The 24,617-nt window shown below is 56.3% G+C and carries 21 protein-coding genes; 19 read left to right on the forward strand and 2 right to left on the reverse strand.

Annotation, left to right across the window (positions count from 1 at the left end; all coding sequences use genetic code 11):
- The 4 genes from nuoE to hydG all read left to right on the forward strand — a co-directional run bounded on the left by nuoE (position 1) and on the right by hydG (position 5,733).
- Entirely contained in the window at positions 1 to 528 is a 528-nt protein-coding gene (nuoE, locus tag KJS42_RS21885) for an NADH-quinone oxidoreductase subunit NuoE (protein WP_239484104.1), read from the forward strand.
- 16 nt (positions 529 to 544) lie between these two features.
- The gene (gene nuoF / locus KJS42_RS21890) at positions 545 to 2,428 is read left to right on the forward strand and encodes an NADH-quinone oxidoreductase subunit NuoF (protein WP_204801189.1); all 1,884 of its coding nucleotides are present in this window, start codon (positions 545 to 547) and stop codon (positions 2,426 to 2,428) included.
- A 15-nt stretch (positions 2,429 to 2,443) separates the two neighbouring features.
- Positions 2,444 to 4,183: an NADH-dependent [FeFe] hydrogenase, group A6 gene (locus tag KJS42_RS21895; RefSeq protein WP_240908800.1), complete on the forward strand. Its 1,740-nt coding sequence runs from the start codon at positions 2,444 to 2,446 to the stop codon at positions 4,181 to 4,183.
- Positions 4,184 to 4,299: 116 nt separating this feature from the next.
- Complete coding sequence (gene hydG, locus KJS42_RS21900; protein ID WP_155608079.1) at positions 4,300 to 5,733, forward strand: [FeFe] hydrogenase H-cluster radical SAM maturase HydG; 1,434 nt, start codon at positions 4,300 to 4,302, stop codon at positions 5,731 to 5,733.
- Positions 5,734 to 6,211: 478 nt separating this feature from the next.
- Here the strand turns inward: hydG and hydF are convergent, their stop codons facing one another.
- Together hydF and KJS42_RS21910 are read right to left on the reverse strand one after the other, a co-directional pair.
- A complete protein-coding gene (gene hydF / locus KJS42_RS21905) occupies positions 6,212 to 7,468 on the reverse strand; it encodes a [FeFe] hydrogenase H-cluster maturation GTPase HydF (protein WP_213624125.1) in 1,257 nt (418 codons plus the stop codon).
- Positions 7,469 to 7,483: 15 nt separating this feature from the next.
- Entirely contained in the window at positions 7,484 to 8,917 is a 1,434-nt protein-coding gene (locus KJS42_RS21910; RefSeq protein ID WP_213624134.1) for an aspartate ammonia-lyase, read from the reverse strand.
- A gap of 162 nt (positions 8,918 to 9,079) precedes the next feature.
- Between KJS42_RS21910 and yabP the strand changes: the two genes are divergently transcribed.
- From yabP to tilS, 15 genes are all read left to right on the forward strand, one after another.
- Positions 9,080 to 9,361, forward strand: a complete 282-nt coding sequence (gene yabP, locus KJS42_RS21915; RefSeq protein WP_155608082.1) for a sporulation protein YabP — start codon at positions 9,080 to 9,082, stop codon at positions 9,359 to 9,361.
- On the forward strand, positions 9,358 to 9,945 hold the full coding sequence (gene yabQ / locus KJS42_RS21920; RefSeq protein WP_155608083.1) for a spore cortex biosynthesis protein YabQ: 588 nt from the start codon (positions 9,358 to 9,360) through the stop codon (positions 9,943 to 9,945). The genes yabP and yabQ overlap by 4 nt, the downstream gene beginning before the upstream one ends.
- Positions 9,946 to 9,963: 18 nt before the next feature.
- Positions 9,964 to 10,320: an FtsB family cell division protein gene (locus tag KJS42_RS21925; protein ID WP_193418984.1), complete on the forward strand. Its 357-nt coding sequence runs from the start codon at positions 9,964 to 9,966 to the stop codon at positions 10,318 to 10,320.
- A 124-nt stretch (positions 10,321 to 10,444) separates the two neighbouring features.
- Positions 10,445 to 10,921, forward strand: coding sequence for a S1 domain-containing RNA-binding protein (locus KJS42_RS21930; RefSeq protein WP_059040379.1), 477 nt, complete (start codon positions 10,445 to 10,447; stop codon positions 10,919 to 10,921).
- Positions 10,922 to 11,332: 411 nt separating this feature from the next.
- The gene (spoIIE, locus tag KJS42_RS21935; protein ID WP_213624126.1) at positions 11,333 to 13,840 is read left to right on the forward strand and encodes a stage II sporulation protein E; all 2,508 of its coding nucleotides are present in this window, start codon (positions 11,333 to 11,335) and stop codon (positions 13,838 to 13,840) included.
- Positions 13,841 to 13,950: 110 nt separating this feature from the next.
- Positions 13,951 to 14,868, forward strand: a complete 918-nt coding sequence (locus KJS42_RS21940; protein WP_155608086.1) for an ArsR/SmtB family transcription factor — start codon at positions 13,951 to 13,953, stop codon at positions 14,866 to 14,868.
- A 240-nt stretch (positions 14,869 to 15,108) separates the two neighbouring features.
- Complete coding sequence (locus tag KJS42_RS21945) at positions 15,109 to 16,863, forward strand: ABC transporter substrate-binding protein (protein ID WP_155608087.1); 1,755 nt, start codon at positions 15,109 to 15,111, stop codon at positions 16,861 to 16,863.
- Between the two features lie 81 nt (positions 16,864 to 16,944).
- Entirely contained in the window at positions 16,945 to 17,898 is a 954-nt protein-coding gene (locus KJS42_RS21950; protein ID WP_155608088.1) for an ABC transporter permease, read from the forward strand.
- 16 nt (positions 17,899 to 17,914) lie between these two features.
- The gene (gene opp4C, locus KJS42_RS21955; protein ID WP_239484126.1) at positions 17,915 to 18,853 is read left to right on the forward strand and encodes an oligopeptide ABC transporter permease; all 939 of its coding nucleotides are present in this window, start codon (positions 17,915 to 17,917) and stop codon (positions 18,851 to 18,853) included.
- Positions 18,854 to 18,864: 11 nt separating this feature from the next.
- The gene (locus KJS42_RS21960) at positions 18,865 to 19,848 is read left to right on the forward strand and encodes an ABC transporter ATP-binding protein (protein ID WP_155608089.1); all 984 of its coding nucleotides are present in this window, start codon (positions 18,865 to 18,867) and stop codon (positions 19,846 to 19,848) included.
- Positions 19,841 to 20,806: an ABC transporter ATP-binding protein gene (locus KJS42_RS21965; protein ID WP_155608090.1), complete on the forward strand. Its 966-nt coding sequence runs from the start codon at positions 19,841 to 19,843 to the stop codon at positions 20,804 to 20,806. The genes KJS42_RS21960 and KJS42_RS21965 overlap by 8 nt, the downstream gene beginning before the upstream one ends.
- A gap of 29 nt (positions 20,807 to 20,835) precedes the next feature.
- Positions 20,836 to 21,300, forward strand: a complete 465-nt coding sequence (locus KJS42_RS21970; RefSeq protein ID WP_155608091.1) for a hypothetical protein — start codon at positions 20,836 to 20,838, stop codon at positions 21,298 to 21,300.
- A 152-nt stretch (positions 21,301 to 21,452) separates the two neighbouring features.
- Positions 21,453 to 22,196, forward strand: a complete 744-nt coding sequence (locus KJS42_RS21975) for a vWA domain-containing protein (RefSeq protein WP_155608092.1) — start codon at positions 21,453 to 21,455, stop codon at positions 22,194 to 22,196.
- On the forward strand, positions 22,168 to 23,121 hold the full coding sequence (locus KJS42_RS21980; RefSeq protein WP_213624127.1) for a serine/threonine protein kinase: 954 nt from the start codon (positions 22,168 to 22,170) through the stop codon (positions 23,119 to 23,121). Before KJS42_RS21975 ends, KJS42_RS21980 begins: the two co-directional genes overlap by 29 nt.
- 15 nt (positions 23,122 to 23,136) lie before the next feature.
- Positions 23,137 to 24,600 carry a tRNA lysidine(34) synthetase TilS gene (gene tilS / locus KJS42_RS21985; RefSeq protein WP_213624128.1) on the forward strand — a complete coding sequence of 488 codons (1,464 nt, stop codon included), beginning with the start codon at positions 23,137 to 23,139 and terminating at the stop codon, positions 24,598 to 24,600.
- The last annotated feature ends 17 nt before the right edge of the window (positions 24,601 to 24,617 follow it).

Here is a 24,617-nt window from a genome sequence, read left to right on the forward strand (position 1 = left end):
ATGATGAAGGGAGAGGATGCAAATATGGAAGAGACTTGCCATTGCGAGGGAGAGCAGGAGCGGCTGCGCCGGGTCGGGGAAATCGTCGATCAGTTCCGCTTGCTGCCAGGCGCGTTGATCCCGGTGCTGCACGAAATTCAAGATTTGTACGGCTACCTGCCGGAAGAGGCGCTGCAAATCGTTTCCCGGGAGCTGGGAATGCCGATGGCTGAAATCTACGGGGTAGCGACGTTTTATTCGTTTTTCTCGCTGGAGCCGAAGGGGGAGCATGTGATCCGGGTCTGCATGGGGACGGCTTGTTACATTAAGGGTGCCCAAGGTGTGCTGGATCGCCTCAGCCAGGAGCTGAACGTTCCTGTGCAGGGGACGACGGCAGACGGGAAATTTACGCTAGATGCCACCCGCTGCCTGGGGGCTTGCGGTTTGGCGCCGGTGATGACGATCGGCGAGAAAGTGCATGGCCGGCTGACGCCAAACGAAATACCGAAGATTCTGAAGCCGATGCGCACGCCTGCGGAGACGCATTAGAAGGGAGGGTGGAACGATGAAAACGTTGTTGGATCTCGAGAGTATCCGTACGGCGCAGTTAAGTCGGCTGGTCCGCCGAAAACTGGGTAAGAGCGGGGCCGGGGATGGGGGCGTTGCGGAGCGGTCCGTCATGATCTGCGGCGGCACGGGATGCACCTCTTCGGACTCCATGCTGATCGCGGACGCGTTTGAGCAAGCCGTGACCAGCCAAGGAATTCAGGACAAGATCGATATCGTAAGAACCGGCTGCTTTGGGTTATGCGAGCTGGGGCCGGTCGTGATCATTTACCCGGAGGAGGTGTTCTACAGCCGGGTGAAGGTGAAGGACGTGGCGGAGATCGTCGATGAGCACCTGCTTCAGGGCAAAATTGTCGAACACCTCGTCTATCAGCAGTCGCTGGAGGATGGGCGAATCAAGCCGCTGCATGAAGTCGACTTCTTCCGCAAGCAGCAGCGGATCGCTTTGCGCAACTGCGGCACGATCGATCCGGAGGATATCGACGAATATATCGCCATGAATGGGTACAAGGCGCTTCATAAAGTTCTGACGACCATGGATCCGGCGGAGGTCGTGGCCGAGGTGAAGGAAGCAGGCCTCCGCGGGCGCGGCGGCGGCGGGTTCCCGACCGGGGTCAAGTGGGAGACGGCGGCGAAGCAGCGGACGGGGCAAAAATATATGATTTGCAACGCCGACGAAGGCGATCCAGGCGCGTTCATGGACCGCTCGATCTTGGAGGGCGACCCGCACTCCGTGCTGGAAGGCATGGCGATCGCCGGCTATGCGATCGGGGCAAACCACGGCTTCATCTACTTGCGGGCGGAATATCCGATCGCGGTGAAACGGGTGCAGGCGGCGATTAAACAGGCCCGCGATTACGGGCTGCTGGGCGAGGACTTGTTCGGCAGCGGTTTCTCCTTTGACATCAGCGTCCGCCTGGGAGCGGGGGCGTTCGTATGCGGCGAAGAGACGGCGCTGATGAACTCCGTCGAAGGCAAGCGCGGCATGCCGAATCCGAAGCCGCCGTTCCCGGCCGTCAGCGGGTTATGGGGCCAACCGACGGTGATCAATAACGTGGAGACGCTCGCCAATGTGCCGATCATTTTGCTGGAAGGCGCTTCGTGGTATGGGAGCATCGGGACGGAAAAAAGCAAAGGCACCAAGGTTTTCGCCTTGGGCGGCAAGGTGGTCAACACCGGGCTGGTGGAGGTGCCGATGGGTATTACGCTGCGCGAGGTCATTTACGAAATCGGCGGCGGGATTCCCGGGGGCAAGGCGTTCAAAGCAGTGCAGACCGGCGGCCCTTCGGGCGGCTGCCTGACGAGCGAGCACCTCGACCGTCCGATCGATTACGATACGCTACTGAGCTTGGGTTCGATGATGGGCTCGGGCGGTATGCTGGTGATGGACGAAGAGACGTGCATGGTCGACGTGGCCCGCTATTACCTCGACTTTACGCGCGATGAATCATGCGGCAAATGCGCGCCGTGCCGAATTGGTACCAAGCGCCTGCTGGAGATTTTGGAGAAAATCACGGAAGGTAAGGGCACGATGGAGGACCTGGATGTGCTGGAGGAGTTGTCCGAGCAGATCAAGGCGGCTTCGCTCTGCGGACTCGGCCAAACGGCGCCGAATCCGGTGTTGTCCACGCTGAAATATTTTCGCGACGAGTATATCGCCCATGTGGTCGACAAGAAATGCCCGTCCGGCGTTTGCCGCTCGCTGATTACGTATACGATCGATGCGGAGAAATGCAAAGGCTGCAGCCTCTGCGCACGGAAATGCCCGACGGGAGCGATTACCGGCAAGGTGAAGGAACCTCATACGATCGATCCGCTCGTCTGCATCAAGTGCGGAATCTGCTTTGACAGCTGCAAATTCGCTGCGATTTACAAGAGCTAAAGGGGGGAGAACTCTATGTTGGATACCGTGAAACTATGGATAGATGAGATGGAAACGGAAGTACCGAAGGGAACGACGGTGCTTCAGGCGGCTCGTGGATTAGGCATTCACATTCCTACCCTTTGCCATCTGCAGGGCATGAACCACCCGTCCAGCTGCCGCGTATGCCTGGTGGAGTCGGGCCCCCGCCTGATCGCTTCGTGTACGCTGGTGGCCGAGGACGGGATGCGGATTCGGACGAATTCGCCGCGGGTGCGCAAAGCCCGCAAAACAACGGTCGAGCTGATCCTGTCGGACCATAATCGGGAATGCACTTCCTGCTTGCGCAGCGGAACCTGCGAACTTCAGGAGGTGGCGAATCAGATTGGCGTGCGCGACGTGCGTTATTCAGGGAGTAAAGCGCGGTCGACGGTCGACCTCTCGTCACCGTCTATCGTGCGCGACACCTCGAAATGTCTGTTGTGCGGCCGCTGCGTCGCCGTCTGCAGCGAGGTACAGACCGTGGGGGCTATTGGGTTCATGAACCGGGGATTCGACACGGTCATTGGGCCAGCCTTGGGTCGTCCGATTGGCGAATCGGTCTGTGTCAATTGCGGGCAATGCATCATGGCTTGCCCGGTTGGCGCGCTGCAGGAACGGGAAAATGTGAGCGACGTCTGGCAAGCGATTGCCGATCCGCATAAATTCGTCGTTGTCCAAACCGCACCGGCGGTGCGCGTCGCCTTGGGCGAGGAATTCGGGATGCCGATCGGCACGCGCGTGACGGGGAAGATGGTTGCCGCGCTGCGACGGCTTGGCTTCAATAAGGTGTTTGATACTGATTTTGCCGCCGACTTAACGATCATGGAGGAAGGTACCGAGCTGATTCATCGATTGGCGACGGGGGAGAACCTGCCGCTGATGACGTCTTGCTGTCCAGGTTGGGTGAAGTTTGTGGAGCATAACTTCCCGGATATGCTGGAGAATTTATCGAGCTGCAAGTCGCCGCACGAGATGGAGGGGGCGATGATTAAGAGCTACTTCGCCCAAACGATGGGGATCAATCCGGGGAACATCGTCGTCGTGTCGATCATGCCGTGTACGGCGAAGAAGTTCGAAGGGCAGCGCGAGGAGCTGGCCAGCGAATCGTTGCAAGACGTTGATTACGTGCTGACGACGCGGGAGATCGCCCGGATGATCAAGGAAGCGGGGATTGACTTCGCCGGTTTGCGCGGCGAGACGTTCGACAATCCGTTTGGAGAAGCGTCGGGGGCCGGAGTGATCTTCGGCGCGACCGGCGGTGTGGCCGAGGCCGCGCTGCGAACGGTGTTCGAGCTGGTGGCCGGAGAAGAGCTGGATACGGTGGAATATACCTCCGTGCGGGGGATGGACGGCATCAAGGAGACGGTAGTTGAGCTGCCGGACGGACGCATGATCCGAACCGCCGTCGTGCACGGGCTCGGCAACGCCCGGAAGCTGATGGCGATGATCCAGTCCGGCCAGCGCCAATACGAGTTTATCGAGGTCATGGCTTGCCCGGGCGGCTGCATTTGCGGCGGCGGGCAGCCGATTGTAAGTGCCAGTCTGCGGGATACGCTGGATGTGAAGGCGGAACGAGCCAAGGCGATTTACGACGAGGACGAGGCTTCTACGATTCGCAAATCGCATAAGAACCCTTATATCCAGCAGATCTATCGCGAGTTTTTGGAGGAGCCGAACAGCCACAAGAGCCATCAATTCTTGCATACGCACTATTTGGTGCGCTCCCGCTATTAATTGTTAGTCGTTGGTTGTTAGCGTGGGGTGTTGTGTGCGTTGCGCGAGGGGTTGTCCAAACAGTCCCGAAGAGGTTTATGAGTGGATTAGGGCGCATCTTACAGGGAGGGATTAGGATGAGCAGGTCAGATCAATGGGAGCCGGCGGATTTCATCCGGGATGAAACGATCGTATCGGCGCTCGCTTACGGGTCGCAGCTGGCCCGCGACCGTAAGAAGGTGCTGGCTATTCTGGAACGTGCCCGGACCGCCAAAGGCATCACCGCGGCGGAAGCCGCCGTCCTGTTGAACGTGGAGGACGATGTGTTGCTGGAGGAGATTTACCATGCGGCACGCGAGGTGAAGGAACGGATTTACGGGAATCGGATCGTGTTGTTTGCCCCTTTATACGTTAGCAACTTCTGCGTGAACAACTGCGAGTACTGCGGTTATAAACAATCCAACGAGAGCATGGTGCGACGGCGCTTGAACCGGGAGGAGCTGATCCAGGAGGTCGAGGTGCTGCAGCAAATGGGGCACAAGCGGCTGGCGCTGGAGGCCGGGGAGGATCCGGAGCATTGCCCGATCGACTACATTCTCGAATGCATCGAAACCATCTATTCGGTGAAGGTCGATAACGGGAGCATCCGCCGCATTAACGTCAACATTGCCGCCACGACAATGGAGGACTACCGCAAGCTGGCGAACGTGGGGATCGGCACGTACATCCTGTTCCAGGAGACGTACCACCGTCCCACTTATAGCCGCATGCACCAAAAAGGACCGAAACGCGATTACGACTGGCATACGACGGCGATGGACCGGGCGATGCGGGCCGGCATTGACGACGTCGGCGTTGGGGTATTGTACGGATTATATGATCACAAATACGAAACGATTGCGATGCTGATGCATGCCGAGCACCTGGAGGCAACGTTTGGCTGCGGGCCGCACACGGTTTCCGTCCCACGCCTGCGGGCGGCGGACGGCGTCGACCTGAACAGCTTCCCGTATCTAGTGAGCGATCACGAGTTCAAGAAAATCGTGGCCGTGCTGCGGTTGGCGGTGCCTTATGCGGGCATGATCCTGTCCACCCGCGAAGACTCGGAATTCCGCGACGAGGTGGTCAAGCTGGGCATCTCCCAGATCAGCGCGGGCTCGTGCACCGGCGTCGGCGGGTACATGGATGCGTACGGAGATAGCGGAGCTCAGAGTCATGCCGATACCGCGCAGTTCGAGGTTGGCGATCACCGCTCACCGCTCGAGATGATCAAGTCGCTGTGCCGGGACGGCTATATTCCGAGCTATTGTACCGCTTGTTACCGCGAGGGCCGGACGGGCGACCGCTTTATGCGCCTGGCCAAATCGGGCCAGATCCACAACGTCTGCCACCCGAACGCCTTGCTCACCCTGCAGGAGTATTTGCTGGACTACGGAGATGACGAAGCCCGGGAAATGGGGGCGACGCTGATCAAAAACAACCTCCGCCGCATCCCCAAAGCCTCCGCGCGCGAAGTGACTATCGACCGCCTGCAGCGGATCCAGAACGGCGAGCGGGACTTGCGGTTCTAAGTCGAGCGGCAGAATGGAATAACAAAAGCCTTCAACACCGCCTATTGAGGCGGATGTTGAAGGCTTATTTGGCGTCGATAGGATGACCCATCGTCTGACATCCTACCCCTATCTCGCCCGCATCCCAACCCATCTCGCCTGCTGGCCAACCCGCCAACATCCCAACTGCCATCCCGCCTGCTGGCCAACCCTAATCCATTAGCCAACCCCATTTCCACTTGCCCATTGCACGGGGAGCTCACCGTATTCGCACAACCCCAGGCTAACGCTTGCCAGAACGCTTATTGGCGCTAAATAAGGGAGATTTCATTTCTAACGCTTACCAGCGAGCTTATTTGGGTAGAATCACCTCTTTTAAGAGGAGAAACAGGCAAATAAGCTCTCTCATAAGCGCTAGATTCTGAAACCCCCTATTTTGGGACAAATAGTGTTGCTGACAAGCGTTAGAGTTTCGGCTCGCTGCTTTCCCCGAGTTCCCTCACTCATGCTCCTGGGCCGCTTCCTCCCACGCCATCATGGCGGCGGGGAAGAGCTCGATGGCACGGGGGAACACGCCGTGAAGGTAGGCGATCAGCACGCCGTAGTTGACGATCGGGACGCCGGCCGCTTGGGCTTCGCCTAGGCGATGCAGCATCGCGCGGCGGTTGAGCATGCAGGCGCCGCAATGCACGATCATTGCGTAGCGGGCCAGGTCCGGCGGGTAAGAGTAGCCGGAGACATGCTCGATGTGCAGCTGCTTGCCTGTGGCCTGGCGTAACCAGCGTGGGATTTTGACGGTGCCGATGTCGTCGGACTGCTGATGGTGCGTACAGGCCTCTGCGATCAGGACACGATCCCCGTCCTTGAGCCGATCAATGGCCCGTGCGCCCCGGACCAGCTCATTTAAGTCGCCTTTATGCCGGGCGAACAGGATGGAGAACGAGGTCAGGGGCACGTCCCTCGGCGTGTCGGCGGCAACCTTGAGGAAGACCTGCGAGTCAGTGACGATGAGCCGCGGCCTCGTTCCGAGCCGCTCCAACGTCGCCCTGAGCTCGTGCTCCTTGGTCACGACGGCGATGGCGTCGCTCTCGAGCAGGTCGCGGATCGTCTGCTGCTGCGGCAGAATCAGCCGGCCCTTGGGCGCGGCTTTGTCAATCGGCACGACCAGCACGACGAGATCGCCCGGCGCGACAAGGTCGCCGACGAGCCGGAAGCGCTCCTCCTCGTGCGGAAGGGCCGCCACGATCGCCCGCTTCAGCTCGGGGATACCGCGGCCGTCCAGGGCGCTGAACGCCACGCATTCCGGCAGGCCCAGCTGCGCCTTCGTATCAACAAGCGCAGCCCCCGCGTCTGCATCCAAGAGCGCATCGACCTTGTTCAGCACGCCTACAACCGAGATGTTCCGCTGCCTCAACTCGGCCAGCAGCTCCCGGTAAAAGTCGTCGGGCCCCGTCATAGCGTCGATCACCAACAAGGCTAGGTCGGTACGGTGAATCAGCTCCCGCGTTTTTTGCTTCCGCAGCTCGCCCAGCGTTCCTTCGTCGTCCAGACCCGCGGTGTCGATCAGCACCACCGGCCCCAAAGGTAGCAGCTCCATCGCTTTGTACACTGGATCGGTGGTCGTCCCCCGCACCGGCGAGACCACGGCGATCTCCTGCCCGGTCAAAGCGTTGACCACGCTCGATTTCCCCACATTCGTCCGGCCGAAAACGGCGATATGCGTCCGCTCTCCGCGCGGCGTTGCGTTTAGGCTCATCTCGCGTTCCCCCTTCTATTCGCCGGGGATGCCCGGCTTCGTCACTTGCAGCGGATTCAGGATGGCGGCGGCGCGCTCGGCGGTGAGCCAGCCGCCGTCGACGGCGACATGCTCCACCGACAGCCCTTCGCGCCGGGCGATCCCGGCAATCTCGGCGGCCGCCTCGTAGCCGAGATGCGGAACCAGCGCGGTGGCCAGCACGGTGGAGCGCCGCAGATGCTCGCGACAAGCCGTCTCGTTGACGGCGATGCCGCGAATGCAGCGTTGCTCGAACAGCGGAACGGCCCGCCCCAGGATCTCCAGCGATTCCAGCAGGGAATCGGCGATCAGCGGGCCAAACGCGTTCAGTTCGAGCTGGCCGCCGGCGGCGGCCCAAGTGATCGCGGTATCGTTCGCGATCACCCGCATGGCCGTCTGGCCGGCCATTTCCGCCATGACCGGGTTCACTTTACCCGGCATGATTGACGAGCCGGCCTGGACGGCGGGCAACGTGTATTCGCCGATGCCCCCGGCGGGGCCGGACGCCAGCAACCGCAGGTCGCCGGCGATCTTCAACAGCGTCACGGCTGCCGCTTTCAGCAGCCCGGAGACTTCGACGAAGACGTCCATGTTCTGCGTCCCGTCCATTGGAAATTCGCTGCGCGCCAGGCCGAGCCCGGTCAACTCCTGCAGCGTGTCGGTCACCTGGAAGACGTAGGCTTTGGGCGCGTCCAACCCGGTGCCGATCGCTGTGCCGCCGAGATGAATCTCGCGCAGCCGCTCCTCGGCTTTGTACAACCGCCAACGGTCGCGGGCGACCGCTTTGGCGTAAGCGCCAAACCCCTGCCCGGCCATCATCGGCAGGGCATCCATTAGCTGCGTGCGCCCCAACTTCATCACGTCAGCGAATTCCTGCTCCTTCTCCTGCAGCGCCTCCTGCAGGGAAGCATACGCTTCGCTGAGTGGTCGCAGCAGCCGGATCGCCGCAATCCGCAGCGCGGTGGGGTACACGTCGTTGGTCGATTGACAGCGGTTGACGTGGTCTAGGGGATGGACGAGCTGATAATCTCCCTTAGACCCGCCAAGCCGTTCGATCGCTAAGTTGGCGACGACCTCGTTGACATTCATATGAGTGGAAGTCCCCGCACCGCCCTGCAAGGCATCGACGACAAACTGATCCGCCAAGGCGCCGCTGATAATCTCGTCGCATGCCCACCCAATCGCCCCTGCCACCTCTGCCGGGATCAGGCCCAACTTGCCGTTGACCCGCGCTGCGGCTTTCTTGACTACGGCGATCGCTTCGATCAGCCGGGGATGAGCCGGACGCCCGCTGACCGGAAAATTCTCCATTGCCCGCGCCGTATGAATGCCGTAGTAGACCTCTGCCGGGAGATCCTTTCTCCCTAGCGTATCGGTCTCTCGGCGGTATTTTTCATGCGAATCGGGACCTCTCGAAAATGCAGGACTCATACTAATTCGCCTCCAACTACGGATGTAAATCTCTTCCACTTCATCGTAGTTGAAAGCGGTTCCGAACAACAGTAAAGAAGATCACGTTATGGGCCGAAAGGAACTTGTTCTAAAGCCGATTTTTCGTCCATAAGCTAGGGATATGAAGGAGGGGTACATGCCATGGTCGAACCAAATAAAGCTAAGCATCAGGAGCTGCATCTGTTAAACCGCAAGCTGCTGGACATTTCGGGAGTTCTCAATGTGGAAAGTTTCGACAGCGAGGAGTTCTTGCTACAGACCGAGCTTGGGCATTTGACGATACGCGGGCAGAATTTACATATCAAAAACCTGAACCTGGAGCAGGGGCTGGTCAGCATTGAGGGTTTAGTGAACTCGCTTTCGTATTTGGATCCGGGATCGAATTCGTCCGGTAAGGGCCTGCTCGGCAAGTTGTTCCGATGAATTTGGAGACGCAATGGGCGACCCTGCTCTGGATGCTGGCCTCCGGGGGGATCATGGGCATCGCCTTTGACAGCTATCGTGTCGTCTCGGGACAACTCCGGTTTCCCCGCTGGAGCGTCCATACCCTCGATTTGCTCTATTGGTTGGCTGCTGCTTTGTTCGTTTTCCGCACGTTGTACCACAGCAACCATGGGGAACTTCGGTTCTATGTTTTCTTAGGCCTGTTTCTAGGCATTTGGATTTATTTTTTGTTCCTCAGTGTTATCACGGAGCGTTTTGTGTTAATGTTAATGAGGATAGTTAACTCTATTTATCGCTTTATCATACGTATGATCGGGATTTTTATCATCGCTCCGTTACGATGGCTGGTCAAAGTGGTCCGTATCTTGCTCGGATTCATTTGGATCGTGCTGCTGTTCATGGGCCGGGTGACCTTGTTGCCGATTTGGAGGTTGTTTGTATGGGCATTAAGACCTATATGGACAAGGCTTCGGATTCCGCAAGGATGGGACAAGATCCGGCGCTGGGCTGCTGTGTGGTGGGAGCGAGTTTTGCGTCTATTACGCTGGTTTAACAAGGAATAAATGCTGGGAGGTGCCCTGATGCGCGAAGTGTCCACAAATCCGAAAACATCGAACCCAAGTCAGTCCTCCGGAAACGGATCTGCTTTCGCGAAGCGCAGGCTGCGGCTCTGGATGGGATTCATGGTCCTGTTCTTAGGCTGGGCCGGGTACACGTTTATTTCCCAAGCTGGGGACATTGGCGGCAAATCACAGCAACTGGCGGAACGGCAAGCCGCCAAGACGACCAGTGAGCAGAACTTGAACCAGCTCAAATATGAAATTAACCGACTGAACGACCCCGAGTACATCGGACAAATTGCCATGAAGAAATATGGTCTATACAAACCGGGCGAGATCCCGGTCCGGGTATCCGAGTCTGAAGCCGGAAATGACTGACCCCATGCGGGTTGACGGGACATCCGTCTGTTGACCTTGTATCAGTCATTCGGTATAATCAAATCACCGCAGTCATGATTTCGAGGCCTGGCTGTATATTTTTAAGGGAGGATCATTTTATTTTATGGCAATTGAAGTGGGCACCAAGTTAGAAGGAAAAGTGACAGGCATCACGCATTTCGGAGCATTTGTGGATCTGTCAGGAGGTGTCACGGGTCTCGTTCACATTTCGGAGATCGCCGACAATTACGTGAAAGACGTCAACGATCATCTGAAGATCGGCGATACGGTTACCGTCAAGGTAATTAACGTCGATAAGGACGGCAAGATCGGACTTTCCATCAAGCAGGCTGTTGACAAACCGGCCGAAGCCAGACCGCCTCGCGCACCGAGACCGGACCGGCCAAGCGGAAGAGACGGAGACCGTCCGGGCGGCGGATTTAACCGAGACCGGGGAGGACGTTCTTTCAAGCCCCCAGCCAACAAAGCTTCTTTTGAGGACAAAGTTTCTCGTTTCCTGAAGGATAGCGAGGAGCGCATTTCTTCGCTCAAGAAGAATACGGAAGGCAAACGCGGAGGACGCGGAGCCAAACGAATGTAATCCCTGAAAATGAATAATCAAACCCACCGTAGGCGGTTCGCTCGCCTGCGGTTTTTTGTTTTGTTTAGCGACTGAAAAAGTTAATGAAATCTTCAAAAGATGACTTTTTGAACTTTCTCTGAAGCATCTTTTGTCGCCTCCGGGCTTTTTGCCGACAGGTTCTTACGGTTTTTTACGAGGAGCGCCTCCGTACGGCCGTCTTTCGCTAACAACGCCCGTGATCTTCGATGCGAACATAAAAACCCCTAACGTGCCCCATTGCTATGGGGGGCATGCATTCGCGCCCTGTCGGCGTCCCCTCTCAATTTGTCGGAAATTTCTTTGGCCCCTGCTCCGGTATCTGACAAACTTTCCGGTTCTAGCCTCCTATAATGGGACATACCTTACTAATTTGGAAAAGGCGGTGCCAGGATGTTGAATAAGTGGAATGTCACCCTGTTTCCAGGGATGAGAAAGGCGAAGTCATGGGACAAGGGATCGTGGCGGAGCCTATTGCTGGACCAACCGGTCATCCGGCGGGCCGGGCGGCTGTTCGCGGTTAACAAATGGAACGGATTGCTCCTCGTGATGAGCTTTCTGCTGGGGCGTGCGACAATATTGGACGAGCTGGCCCCGTTTGCGGTCGCATTCTTCGCGGTCATCCTGTTTATGCGGCGAGACATCGCCTGGATCGCAAGCGCGGTGATGGTGGCAGGAGCGATGTTGACGCCGGATGCGCATCTCCATGCCGTGGAGATTGCCGTGGAGCTGCTGATCTTCTATTTGCTGCAAAAGGGGCTGGAGACGTTTGAACGGGCGGATCTCTCCTATGCTCCGATTATGGTGTTCACGAGCACGTTTTTCGTCGGGATGTTCGGGGCAGTGATCGGCCCTTCGCTGACTTGGTACGCGTTGGCGATGACCGTCATGGACGCGCTGCTGAGCTTTGTCCTAACCTTGGTATTCATTCAAGCGGTCCCGGTGTTTACATACCGGAAGAAGCATTACCAGCTGCGCGGTGAAGAAATTTTATGCCTGGTTATCCTGCTGGCTTCGGTTATGACCGGAACGGTCGGGTGGGAGATTCAAGGGTTATCGGCTGAGCATGTGCTGTCGAGATACCTGATCCTGCTGTTTGCCTTAGCGGGCGGTGCACCATTGGGGGCATCGGTTGGCGTGATTACCGGATTGATCCTCAGCCTGGCGGACACGTCAGCCCTCTACCAAATGAGTTTGCTGGCGTTCTCTGGGATGCTAGCCGGGATGCTTCGGGAAGGGCGCAAATGGGCAGTGGGCTTCGGGATGCTGCTGGGCTCGTCCATTCTGTCGATCTACATCGCGGGTCCGGCGGACGTGATGTCCTCCACTTGGGAGAGCTGCGCTGCAGTTCTACTCTTTCTGTTGACTCCCAAAAAAACGGTCCAAGTCATTGCCAAATACGTACCCGGCACGCAGGAGCATGCCAAGACACAACATGAATATGCCAAACGGGTTCGTGACATTACGGCCGGTCGGGTGGCGCAGTTCTCCCAAGTCTTCAAGCAACTGGCGCGCAGCTTCGGACAGGTGTCCAGCACCGGGGAAATCGCTAAGCGCGGCGAGGAGATCGACCATTTCATGAACGCGGTAACTGAAGGCGCTTGCGCAACCTGCTTCCGTAAGAACACGTGCTGGGATGGGCGATTCTATCAAACGTACAAACTGATGACGGAGATGATGACGGCGATCGAGGAGAAGCCGGACATCACCGTAAGTGAGTTCCCTGCAAGGTGGGGCAAGCTATGCTCGAAAACCGACCAGGTGCTGGACATTATGAAGCACGAATACGATCTGTATCAACATGATATGCATTGGAAACGGCAAATCTACGACAGCCGCCAGCTGGTGGCTGAACAGCTATCAGGCGTCTCGCAAGTCATGGAGGACCTGGCCCGGGAAATCCAGCGCGAAGGACAAGCCATGTACAAGCAGGAGGAACAAATCCGCGAGGCATTAGAGAAAATGGGCCTGTCCATCCATAGCATCGACATCGTCAATCTGGATCACGGGAATGTGGAGATTGAAATCGTGCATGCGTACACTCGAGGTTTTGACGAATGTCGGAAGATTATCGCCCCGCTTCTGTCGGATATTTTGGGCGAGCATATCGCCGTCATGAACGAAACGCTGCATGGCGGCAAAGAGGGCCTGTCGACCGTATCCTTTGGCTCCGCCAAGGCGTTTGAAATCACGACGGGGGTCGCTGGCACCGCCAAAGGCGGGGACATGCTCTCGGGCGACAGTTTCAGCGCCAAGGAGCTTGGCAACGGCACGTTTGCCGTGGCGATCAGCGATGGCATGGGCAACGGGGAGCGGGCGCGGCTCGAGAGCAGCACGGCGCTGAACATTCTTGAGCAACTGCTGCAATCCGGCATGGAGGAGACCCTCGCGATCAAATCGGTAAACTCGATATTGATGCTGCGTTCGCCGGATGAGGTGTATGCAACGGTCGACATGGCGCTGATCGATCAGTATACGGCGCGAACGACGTTTATGAAGATCGGCTCTTCGCCAAGCTTCATCAAACGAGGCCAGGAGGTCATCCCGGTCACGGCCAGCAATTTGCCGATTGGCATCATCCAGGATATCGAGGTTGATCTGGTGTCCGTCCAACTGTATCCGGGGGATACGCTCATCATGATGACGGATGGCATTTATGATGCGCCGGGACCCGCGGTTAACAAAGAACTGTGGATCAAGCGTCTGATTCAGGAGATACAGGCGGAGGAGCCGCAAGAAATCGCGGATTGCCTTCTGGAGTCGGTGATCCGGTATCAGAAGAACGTCATCCACGACGATATGACGGTGGTCGTCGCCAACGTTGACCATCTGCGTCCCGAGTGGTCCACGCTGCACATCCCCGGCATCAGCCGCCTGGAGCGACCGCGAACGGTGAGTTAGTAGAGAGCTTGAGGTGAGAGCCTCAGGTTCTTTTTTTGCGTAAAATTCTTGTTTTGCCTGAACCGGGGGGGAGCACGTTATAATAGGAGGAGAGAAAGGGGCGTGAGAATTTGGATTACCGCGTGGACATTGCATTTGAACCCCGGTACGAGCTGCTCAGTAGTCTACATACGATGATATGCCGCAAATCGCATAAGAAGATCGACCTGGCCCCGGCCTGGGTGAAGGACACCCTAAAGCAGGTCACACCAGATCTCGGCTCCGTTCTTGGCGATATGGAAGTTGACGGCGATTGGAAAACTACATATTTGCTCTCCTATCTATCCCCGGAGGGGTCTTCATCCGAGGAATTTCTGGCCTGGCTGGAAGCGAAGACGCCGGGGGATCTGTATGAGTTGATTGCGGAGTACACCCAACAGTTTCCGAAGGATATGGGGCAGTTTCGTTCCCGCACTTTGAAGGTGTTAACCGACTGGCACGACCAGTATTTCCGTAATCTAGAGCCGGGGGTGATCGGCGCTTTGCGTTCCGAAGCGGAGGAGCGGAAGGCCGAGCTGGCTATCGTTGAACCGGCGTCATTCATTGAACGAACGACGAACGGGTTGACGTTTATGCCAAAGGAGGGATTAGAGAAGCTGCTACTGATCCCGCAATACCATTTTCAACCGATGAACGTCATTTATCACTTTGGTAAAATCACGATATGCCATTATTCGGCTCGGATCTATCTGGGCGGCGAGACGGATTTTCCTCCTCATGAATACCGTATGATCCGGGCGCTGGCTGAACAGAGCCGGTTAAAAATCCTGCGTTATTTGAGCGGCGGTCCCCGAACGTTCACGGAAATCGTCCGTCATTTGAAGCTGTCTAAGGGGATCACACATGATCATGTGTCTAAACTCCGCAGTGGGGGCTTCCTTAGAGCCCATTTCGACGGGGAAACGGTGTCCGAATACAGCTTGCGACCCGAAATGCTGGACGTGATACATCGGAAACTGGTTGATTATATCGTTAACGTAAACTTATAAGCGTCAGAGATGTCTGGCAAAGACGATTTCGCACCGTGTGGACGGCGGCGGAGTCGTTTTTTTTATGGTGTCATGATTGTTTAATTCTCTGAATAAAGAAAGATTAATAAGTTCTCTATTTACAGAACAGGCACCCTTTCGTATAATAGGAGCATTAAATACAACTTATCTCATCGGAATTAACGTCTATTGTAAGGTTTCGCCTAAAAAAAGGCAAATCGGAGGGAGAGAGTGAAACTAATGAAGAGAAATCGAATGACCGCATTGATGACTTTATTATTGTCCGGGGCTTTGGTATTGGCCGCCTGCGGCGGGAACGGAGGCAACAACACCTCGCAGGGAGGGGAATCGGCATCGGCACAGTCTGGGAACGGCCAGAATACAGCCGAGGGGAGCAACACCAACTCGGCGGCAGGGAGTGTGCTGGAGTTCACTCCAGCCAGTGATATGTCTAAATTGCCAGCGGTCGCTAAAGGACGCACCGATACCATTATCGTTGGCTTGACCGACCCGAGCGGCGCGTTCACGCCCTATTTCCAACAGAGTGGATATGATGGCAACGTATCGTCGCTGCTGTATACCCCTCTAGTGACGGTGGATGACAAAGGGTTGCCTACGCCGGGCCTCGCCGAAAGCTGGGAGGTTTCTGAGGATCAGCTGACGTATACGTACCATTTGCGCAAGGACTTGAAGTTCAGCGACGGTTCGCCAATGACCGCGGACGACGTGGCTTTCACCTGGACGCTGCTCCACGACAAAGCTTACGATGGGGACTCTCAGATCCCAACGCTACATATTGTTGGCGGCGAGGCTTATAAGGAAGGGAAGGCTAGCAGTATCTCTGGCATCTCTGTTAAAGATCCGCAGACCGTATCGGTAACGCTCGAGCAGCCGAACGCGACGGCGCTGGTGCTGCTCGGCAGTGACGTCTTGTCTAAAGCATACTACGGTAAGGATTACAAGTACGGGCAACTCGACTACATTAAGAAGTTGCACGAGAAGCCGGTTGGCAACGGACCGTACGTGTTGGATAAATTCATTCCGGGGCAAGAGGTGCGTTACGTCGCCAATCCGTATTACTATGCAGGCAAACCGAAAACTGAGAAGTTTATTTATAAAACATCCGAAGGCGACGTCTGGCAGTACCTGGAGACGGGCGAAGTGGATTACGCTTCCTTCAGCGCGACGACCGAGAACATCGATAAGCTGAAAAGCATGGGCTTCGTCAATATCCTGCCTTACACGCCAAGCACCTACGGTTATCTGCAATTGAATTTGGAGCATGAAGCGCTTAAGGATAAGAGCGTCCGCCAAGCACTGACTTATGGCCTGGACCGCCAAAGCATCTATGTCGAAGCGAACCAGGGCGCCGGGGAGGTCGCCAATATTCCGGCTTCGCCGATCTCCTGGGCCTACACGGAAGAAGGAATCAACAAATATGACTATGATCCGGACAAAGCCAATCAACTACTGGACGAAGCCGGTTGGGCTAAAGGTTCGGACGGTATCCGCGAGAAGGACGGCAAGAAGTTGACCATCCATTTCCTCGGCTCCAAAAACGCACAGATCGATGTTTTTATCGCCGTTGCCACAGAGAACTTCGCCGCAATCGGCGTCGACTTCCAGCCGGAGGTGTTCGCAGACTTCAACGCGTTGGTCTCCAAGGTAGAGGGCGGCGACTACGATATGGCTTCCTTCTCCACGCCGATGTTGGCCGACCCTTCGGACGGCGTATTGCAGTTCGTTGACGGGGAAATCAAGGGTTACGACAATCCGAAGGTGAAGGAGCTATATGAAAAAGCGCTAAGCACCAGCGACATTGAACAACGTAAGGCGACCTATCAAGAGCTGTTCCAACTGTTAAACGACGAACTGCCGATCATCTTCACCAACTACAAGAAGACGGTATATGCTTATAACGGACGCATCCAGAATCTGTCAGTCAGCCCGTTCACCGGCCTGTCTTCCAGTTTGCCGAACTGGACACTAGAGTAGAATCTTCATTTTCGAAAAATCAGCCGTTCCCCTCGCGTGCCCAGCATGCGGGGGGACGGCTTGTCTAAGGAGTGCGACGAGATGAGTGCTTATATCACCAAGCGATTGATCTATATGGCGGCGATCCTGCTGGCTGCCTCGCTCCTGATCTTCTGCTTGTACGCGTTGACGCCGGGCGACTTCATCAGTGGAAACATCAAGCTGACGCCGGAACGCAAGAACGAGCTGCGGGAGATCTACGGTTTAAATAAGCCGGTGCTGGAACGGTACGCCGTTTGGATTAAAAATGCGTTTCACGGCGATTTCGGCTATTCGCTGGCTCAACAGAAGCCGGTGTTAGCTTTGTTCAACGATTATATCTGGAACTCGTTCCTGCTGGCCGCGGTATCGACGTTCCTCACCTGGTTTATCGCTGTCATCATTGGCGTAATTTCTGCCTACAAGCAATATTCCTGGTTCGACACGCTGGTGCTGGTGCTGATCTTCGCTGCCATGTCGTTGCCGTCCTTTTTCATCGGCTTGTTCCTGATCAAGATCCTGGCTGTTGATTTCAAATGGCTGCCGCCGGGCGGGATGATTACAACGGGGAGCAACGCCACCGGGTTGGCCTACGTGAAGGAGGTCATTCACCATATGACCTTGCCGGTGATCGTCATGACCATTCTCGGCGTTGGCTCGCTGACCCGTTACTTCCGGACCAACATGATCGACGTGATCAAGCAGGATTATATTCGAACGGCCCGCGCTAAGGGGCTGAAGGAGAGTAAAGTGCTCTACCGCCATGCGTTGCGAAACGCGTTGCTTCCGGCGATCACGCTGGTGGGCTTTGAGCTGCCCGCGTTATTCGGCGGTTCGTTGATCATTGAGAAGATCTTCAACTGGCCGGGGATTGGGCAGCTGTATATGTCCTCTTTTTCCGTTCGAGATTACCCGTTGTTGATGGGATTCACGATGCTAATTGCGATCTTGACCGTGATTGGAACGCTGTTGTCGGATTTGCTGTACCAAATCGCCGACCCGCGCGTCCGGTTGTAATAGGGGGCAGAAATAAATGAATTCTTCGATATCAGGGAAGCTGTCGCAGCCGGGCCAAGCGGCCGTACCTTCGGCTGCAGCCAAGAAGCCGTCGCTTTGGCGGCAGTCGCTGCGCCGGCTATTTCGCAATAAACTTGCTATGTTGGGATTTGTAGTAGTGGTCTTCATGTTTCTTGCCTGCTTCTTGGGGCCGGTGTTCTCGCCCTATACGGATAACAAAATCCAAATGTCACTGATGAACAAACCGCCGAGCTGGCAGCATTGGCTAGGCACCGACAAGCTGGGACGTGACGTATTGACCCGAGTACTACAGGCGGGGCGTATCTCGTTGACGGTAGGCTTGGCCTCGATGGTGTTGTCCGTCTTCTTGGGTACACTTCTTGGCGCAATCGCCGGATATTACCGTGGGATCGTGGACCAAGTCATCATGCGGCTTGCCGATTTGCTATTAACGATTCCCGGGCTGCCGCTGCTGTTTATCTCCGGCGCTCTGCTGTCGGAGTGGAAGGTACCAACCGACTACCGCATGTACATCGTCATGCTCATGCTTAGCTTGGTGAACTGGCCGGGATTGGCGAGGATGATCCGCGGGCAGATGCTTAGCCTGCGGGAGCGAGAATTCATGCAGGCGGCTGTGGTACTTGGACTGCGCGACCGGCGCAAACTGGTTCATCACTTGCTGCCAAACCTCGTTCCTCTAATTATCGTGATGGCCACCTTGAATATTGGCGGGGCGATTTTAAGTGAATCAGTGCTCAGCTTCTTCGGACTCGGTGTCATGCCGCCGACGCCGACCTGGGGCAATATGATTGACGCCGCCAACAATATGATCGACTTTCAGGAGCATCCTTGGTTATGGATTCCGCCGGGATTGTCCATTTTCGCTACCGTTATCGCCATTAACTTGTTCGGCGACGGCCTGCGTGACGTGCTGGACCCCAAAATGAACAGGTAGGTGAAGAAACGATGTCGACTTTGCTGGAGATAGACCGGCTGAGCACGCATTTCAAAACAGAAGAGGGACGGATCAAAGCGGTTGACGAAGTGAGCCTGCGGATTAAGCCCGGGGAAACGGTTTGTATCGTTGGGGAGTCGGGCTGCGGCAAAAGCGTAACCGCAATGTCGATCATGGGATTGCTGCAAAGCGGCCCTGGGGTGGAGATCGGCGGGCAAATCCAATTTGGAGATACCGAATTGTTATCCTTAGATAAAAACCATCTGCGCGCCATTCGCGGCCATGAAATCGCGATGATTTTTCAGGAACCCATGTCTTCGCTGAATCCGGTGCTGACGATCGGGGAACAGTTGATTGAGCCGATGGGGCTTCACTTAAAGTTGAGCAAGAAGGAGGCCCGCAAACGCGCTTTAGAATTGATCGAGCAGGTAGGAATCTCCCGGCCGGAGCAGATCATGAAGAGTTATCCGCACGAGCTAAGCGGCGGGATGCTGCAGCGGATTATGATCGCCATTGCGATCTCCTGCCAGCCGAAACTGCTGATCGCGGACGAACCAACCACCGCGCTCGACGTAACGATTCAGGCGCAGATCCTCGATATGCTGCGGCAAATCAAGGCGGAATCGGATATGTCGATTCTGCTGATCACCCATGATCTGGGTGTCGTCGCCGAAATGGCCGATTACGTCGTGGTGATGTATGCCGGTAAAGTCGTTGAAGAAGGTGAAGTGACCGCGTTGTTCGAATCGCCGAAGCATCCTTACACGCAAGGTTTGTTGAAATCGAAGCCAGTGCTGGGCCAGCGTCAGGGTGAATTGTTCTCGATCCCGGGCCAAGTGCCGAATCTGCTGGAATTGCAGCCTTCGTGTTATTTCCAGGACCGCTGCGCGCATTGTATGGAGATTTGCCGGACGAATGAGCCGGCGTTGAAGTCGGTCGGAGGCGGTCAGAAAGCAGCTTGCTGGCTGTATGAGGAGGAGAAACGCCATGGGTGAGCCGCTGCTTACAGTACGGCATTTGAAGAAATATTTTCCGGTCAAGACGGGGCTCTTGCAACGGACAACGGGACAGGTGAAAGCGGTAGACGACATCAGCCTCACGATTCAGCCCGGGGAAACCTTTGGTTTGGTTGGGGAATCGGGCAGCGGTAAGAGTACGGTCGGCCGCAGCATCGTCCGCTTGACGGAGAAAACGGACGGCGACATCCTGTTCAAAGGCACGGATCTTTACACGTTACCGGAGGAAGAACTGCGCCGCTTGAGACCGAAGCTGCAAATGATTTTTCAGGATCCTTATGGTTCCTTGAATCCCCGGATTCGGGTTGGTGACGCGATCGGCGAAGCTTTGCTTGATCATGGGTTGCTGCCGAAGGGGGAGATTCGTGACCGGGTGCTGGAGGTGCTGGCTTCGTGCGGGTTATCCTCCTATCATATCGATCGTTACCCGCACGAGTTCTCCGGCGGGCAGCGCCAACGAATTGGGATCGCGCGGGCGCTGATTCTGAATCCCGAGCTGATGATCGCTGACGAACCGGTGTCCGCATTGGATGTGTCCATTCAGGCGCAGATCATCAACCTGTTTCGCAAGTTGCAGGAGACACGTGGGTTAACGTATCTGTTTATCTCCCATGATTTGAGCGTGGTGGAGCATCTTTGCACACAGGTTGGGGTCATGTATTTGGGCGGGATGGTCGAAATGGCCTCGCGGGACGAGTTGTTCGGACATCCGCTTCATCCTTATACCAAGGCATTGCTGTCGGCTGTGCCCCTGCCGATTCCTCGCCTGAAGCGGGAGCGGATTATTCTGAAAGGGGACATTCCGAGCCCGGCCAATCCGCCTTCCGGCTGCAAGTTTCATACCCGATGTCCGTTCGCCACGGCCGAGTGCAAGCAGCGGGTACCGGAATTCCGTGACGTTGGCGGAGGGCATTACGTCGCGTGCCATTTCGTATAAATGTAGAGCTATGAAGGGAGGACTTCGGAATGATGACGGCACCAAGCGTCAGCTTACCGCAGCCTTATGCGCTTCGCCTGGAGACGATTCGGGCGAAGGGAATGGAAGAGAATGCGGCCTTGGAGTTGCTGGAGCGGAACAGTGCGGCGGAATGGCAGGAGAGAATTAATCCGGAGCTGCAGTGGGACGGATTTGCCGAGTATGTCCGGGAGCATGTTGAAGAGGTTAAACAGGCTTATCTTGAGGGTTACCGGTTTAAATTCATGACCGTCGGAGGCTTGCGCAGCTTGCTGCAGATCAAATTTGGGTTACAGGCCGGTCAGGATTACGTGTATGACGAGAATAATCACGGTTTCTCCGGCGTGAAGCTGAAGGAAGCAGACTATCGGAGCCTGCGAATGCTGTCCCCTGATTACTGGGAGATCCGGATCGATCAGAAGGACTCGGACCGCGGGTTGCTGGAGCTGCGAATCGAGCATAAATATGGGGATTAATTCTTAATCCTATTCTATCGAACTTAAGGCGCGCGTCTTGGGTTCCTTTTTTTTATAGGGGAGGTTGCCCTAAAACTGGTTTGAACTCAATCCTCGCTGGAAATGATAGATACGAGAATGTTGAACTCTATCTATTGAAGGGTGGGTAACGGATGAAACAGATCATGTTGATTACGGACGGGTGCTCCAATGTCGGAGAAAGTCCGGTGATGGCTGCGGCGCTGGCGAGACAGGAAGGGATCACTGTGAATGTGGTGGGTATCGTGGATTACGGTACGATCGGAGAACTGGGGAGTCTGGAAATCTCTGAAATCGCCAAAGCCGGCGGCGGCATGAGCCGAATTGCCGGAACCGAGAACCTGGCGCAAACGATGCAGATGCTGACGCGAAAAACGGTCGTACAGACGATCCAACAGGCGGTTCACAAGGAGATCCGGCAAATTCTTGGCGATCAGAAGGTCGGGGACTTGCCGCCGGAGACGCGTTCGCAGGTCGTGGAAGTGATCGACGAGCTGAGCGAGAGCAGCCCGCTGCAGGTGGCGCTTCTGATTGACGCCAGCGCCAGCATGAAGCCGAAGCTTCGGGCTGTGGAAGAAGCGATCCGCGACATGATGCTGAGCCTAGGGTCGAGAAAAGGGGAGAGCCAGTTGGCCGTATTCCATTTTCCCGGCTCGCATAGCGGAGAGGATGCCGTCCTGGACGTGGATTGGACCGGCGATTTGGGATCTGCACGTTCGATCTTCCAGCGTCTCGTCATGAGAGGGGCAACGCCAACGGGACCGGCGCTCTTGAAGGTGATGGATTTTATGCGATATGGTACACTGAATGAACATGGTAAGTCTTGGCGTGAGAAGACGGAGGGACAAGATGGAATCCTCGGCGACTACGTCGTCTAAAATCAACCTGCCGCAGGGAACGCGGATAACCGGACGCTGGAACGGGGGACGGTATATCATCCAGCGCTTGCTGGGGCAAGGGGCTAACGGCGTCGTATTCCTGGTGAAACGGGAGAAGAACGGAAAATTATACGCCCTGAAGCTGGGCTTTGATACGCTGGACATCCAATCGGAGATCAATGTGCTAAAAGCGTTGCAGCGTCAAGGAAGGCGGCGGGGCGCGGCGGAACGGGATCTCAATTACCTGGTGGAGGTGGACGACTTCACTTTCCAGGGGAGGGAGATTCCTTTCTACGTTATGCGCTATGTACAAGGGGAGCCGCTGCGTGCCTTCTTGGCCCGGCGGGGTCCCCGTTGGCTGGACGTGGTTGGCCTCCAACTGCTTCAGCAACTCGGACGACTGCACAACTCCGGCTGGGTGTTTGGCGACCTCAAGCCGGAGAATGTGCTCGCCGGATCCTATGGTGACGTCGAACTGATCGACTACGGCGGGGTTACCGGCGAAGGGCGCAGCGTAAAGCAGTTCACGGAGTGGTACGACCGCGGCTTCTGGAGTGCCGGAAGCCGGACGGCGGACCCGGCCTATGACTGGTTTTCTTTTGCCGTCGTCTGCATTCACTTGCTCGCGGAGACGCCGCTGAAGAAAGCGGCCACTCAATTGCCGCAGACGCGCAGCCGCAGTGATCTTCTCGCTATCGTCGAGGGGCTGGAGGCGCTCGCGCCATATCGCGCTTGGCTGAAGCGGGCCTTGAACGGGGAGTTCCGCGATACGGCGGAGGCCTGCCGATTGTGGAAGGAGCTGGTGGCAGACCGCTTCGCTCCGCGGCGTCGGACCCGGCCCTCCACCCCAGGCTGGATCGTAGGCGCATTTGCGGTGTCGGTGACGCTTCTCGCCTGCGCGCTTTACCTGACTTTTAGATTTTAGGGGGGGGATGCCCCGATGAAAGAAACCGCGCTGTACCGTTTGACGGAGCAAGTCCGGCGCATCGGCCGCCAAGAACAGTTATGGTCGACCGGGGATGGGATCGTTGTGGCGGTGTCCGGCGGGGTCGACTCGACGGTACTTCTGCATATAATGAAGGAAATCGCTGCCGACGAGACATTGGGCCTGCAATTGATCTGTGCTCATCTTCATCACGGTTTACGCGGGGATGAGGCCGACCGGGATGCGGAATTTGTACGGGGGCTGGCGGAACGTCTCGGCGTTCCCTTTGACCTGGGATACGTCGATGTTCGCAGCTATATGAAGGAAACGGGAAAAAGCCTGGAACTGGCGGCTCGGGAGAAGCGTTATGAATATTTGCATGAGGTGGCTGAGCGTTACGGAGCCTCGTCCATCGCGCTTGCGCATCACGCCGATGACCAGGCGGAGACGGTGGTGATGCGGGTGTTGCGGGGGAGCGGCCCATCCGGGCTGTCCGGAATGAGACCCAAACGCCGGGAAAAAAATGTGGAACTTATCCGTCCCTTGCTTCGTATATACAAGACGGATTTGCTCCTGGCGTGCCGCGAGTCGGGGATTCCCTTCGTGGAAGACAGCAGCAATCGAGATAAAGAGTTTACGCGAAATTCGATTCGGCTGGATGTGTTGCCTTTTTTGGGGCAATATAATGGTCAGTTGCCAGAATCGCTGAATCGGCTGGCGGAGCTGGCTGCTGCGGAGGACGATTATCTGCAGCTCGAGGCGTCAAAGTCGTATGATATTCTTGTGCGGAAGGAAGGCGAGATTCTCTCGTTTTCGATCCCGCTTTTCGCCACTTTACATGTCGCTTTACAACGGAGGTTGATTAAACTAATATTAAATTATCTGCCTTTAAGCACGGAGGATCGCGATTTTGTCAAGATTGAGGCGATACGTCAAGGGACGATTCAAGATCGGCCTACGACATGGAGCCTGGATTTGGGCGGCGGCGTCAAATGCGTACGAGAGTATGACATGATCCGCTTTATCCCCCCGGCTGCAGAGAGTCGGATTCCTCATCATACATATTTGGTGGAACAATTTCCGGCGGAAGTGCCGATCGAGGGCATGGACCAGAGCTTGCTTATGACGCGGCTGGGTGCCGGTAGGGAGGGCGTTCTCGCGAAGGCAGAGGGCAATAACGAAGCGATATTTGATGCGGATGAGCTGGTTTATCCGCTTACCGTGCGTTCTCGGATTCCGGGGGATGCCATGAAAGTTATGGGATTAAACGGCAGCAAAAAGGTAAAAGATATTTTCATCGATGCGAAAATACCTCCATCCCTACGCTCCCGCATCCCGATCCTAACGGATGCCGCAGGCCGGATCCTATGGATTCCCGGCGTTCGCCGTTCCGCGGTCGCCGCAGTGAACCCGCGTACGACTTCTGTCGTGCATATGGTTCTGGTACCGACTGAGGTCCGCACGCACCTAGAGGATTAGCGAAAGACCGGCATTCA

The organism is Paenibacillus sp. J53TS2, from assembly GCF_018403305.1.
Taxonomy (GTDB): Bacteria; Bacillota; Bacilli; order Paenibacillales; family Paenibacillaceae; genus Fontibacillus; species Fontibacillus rhizolycopersici.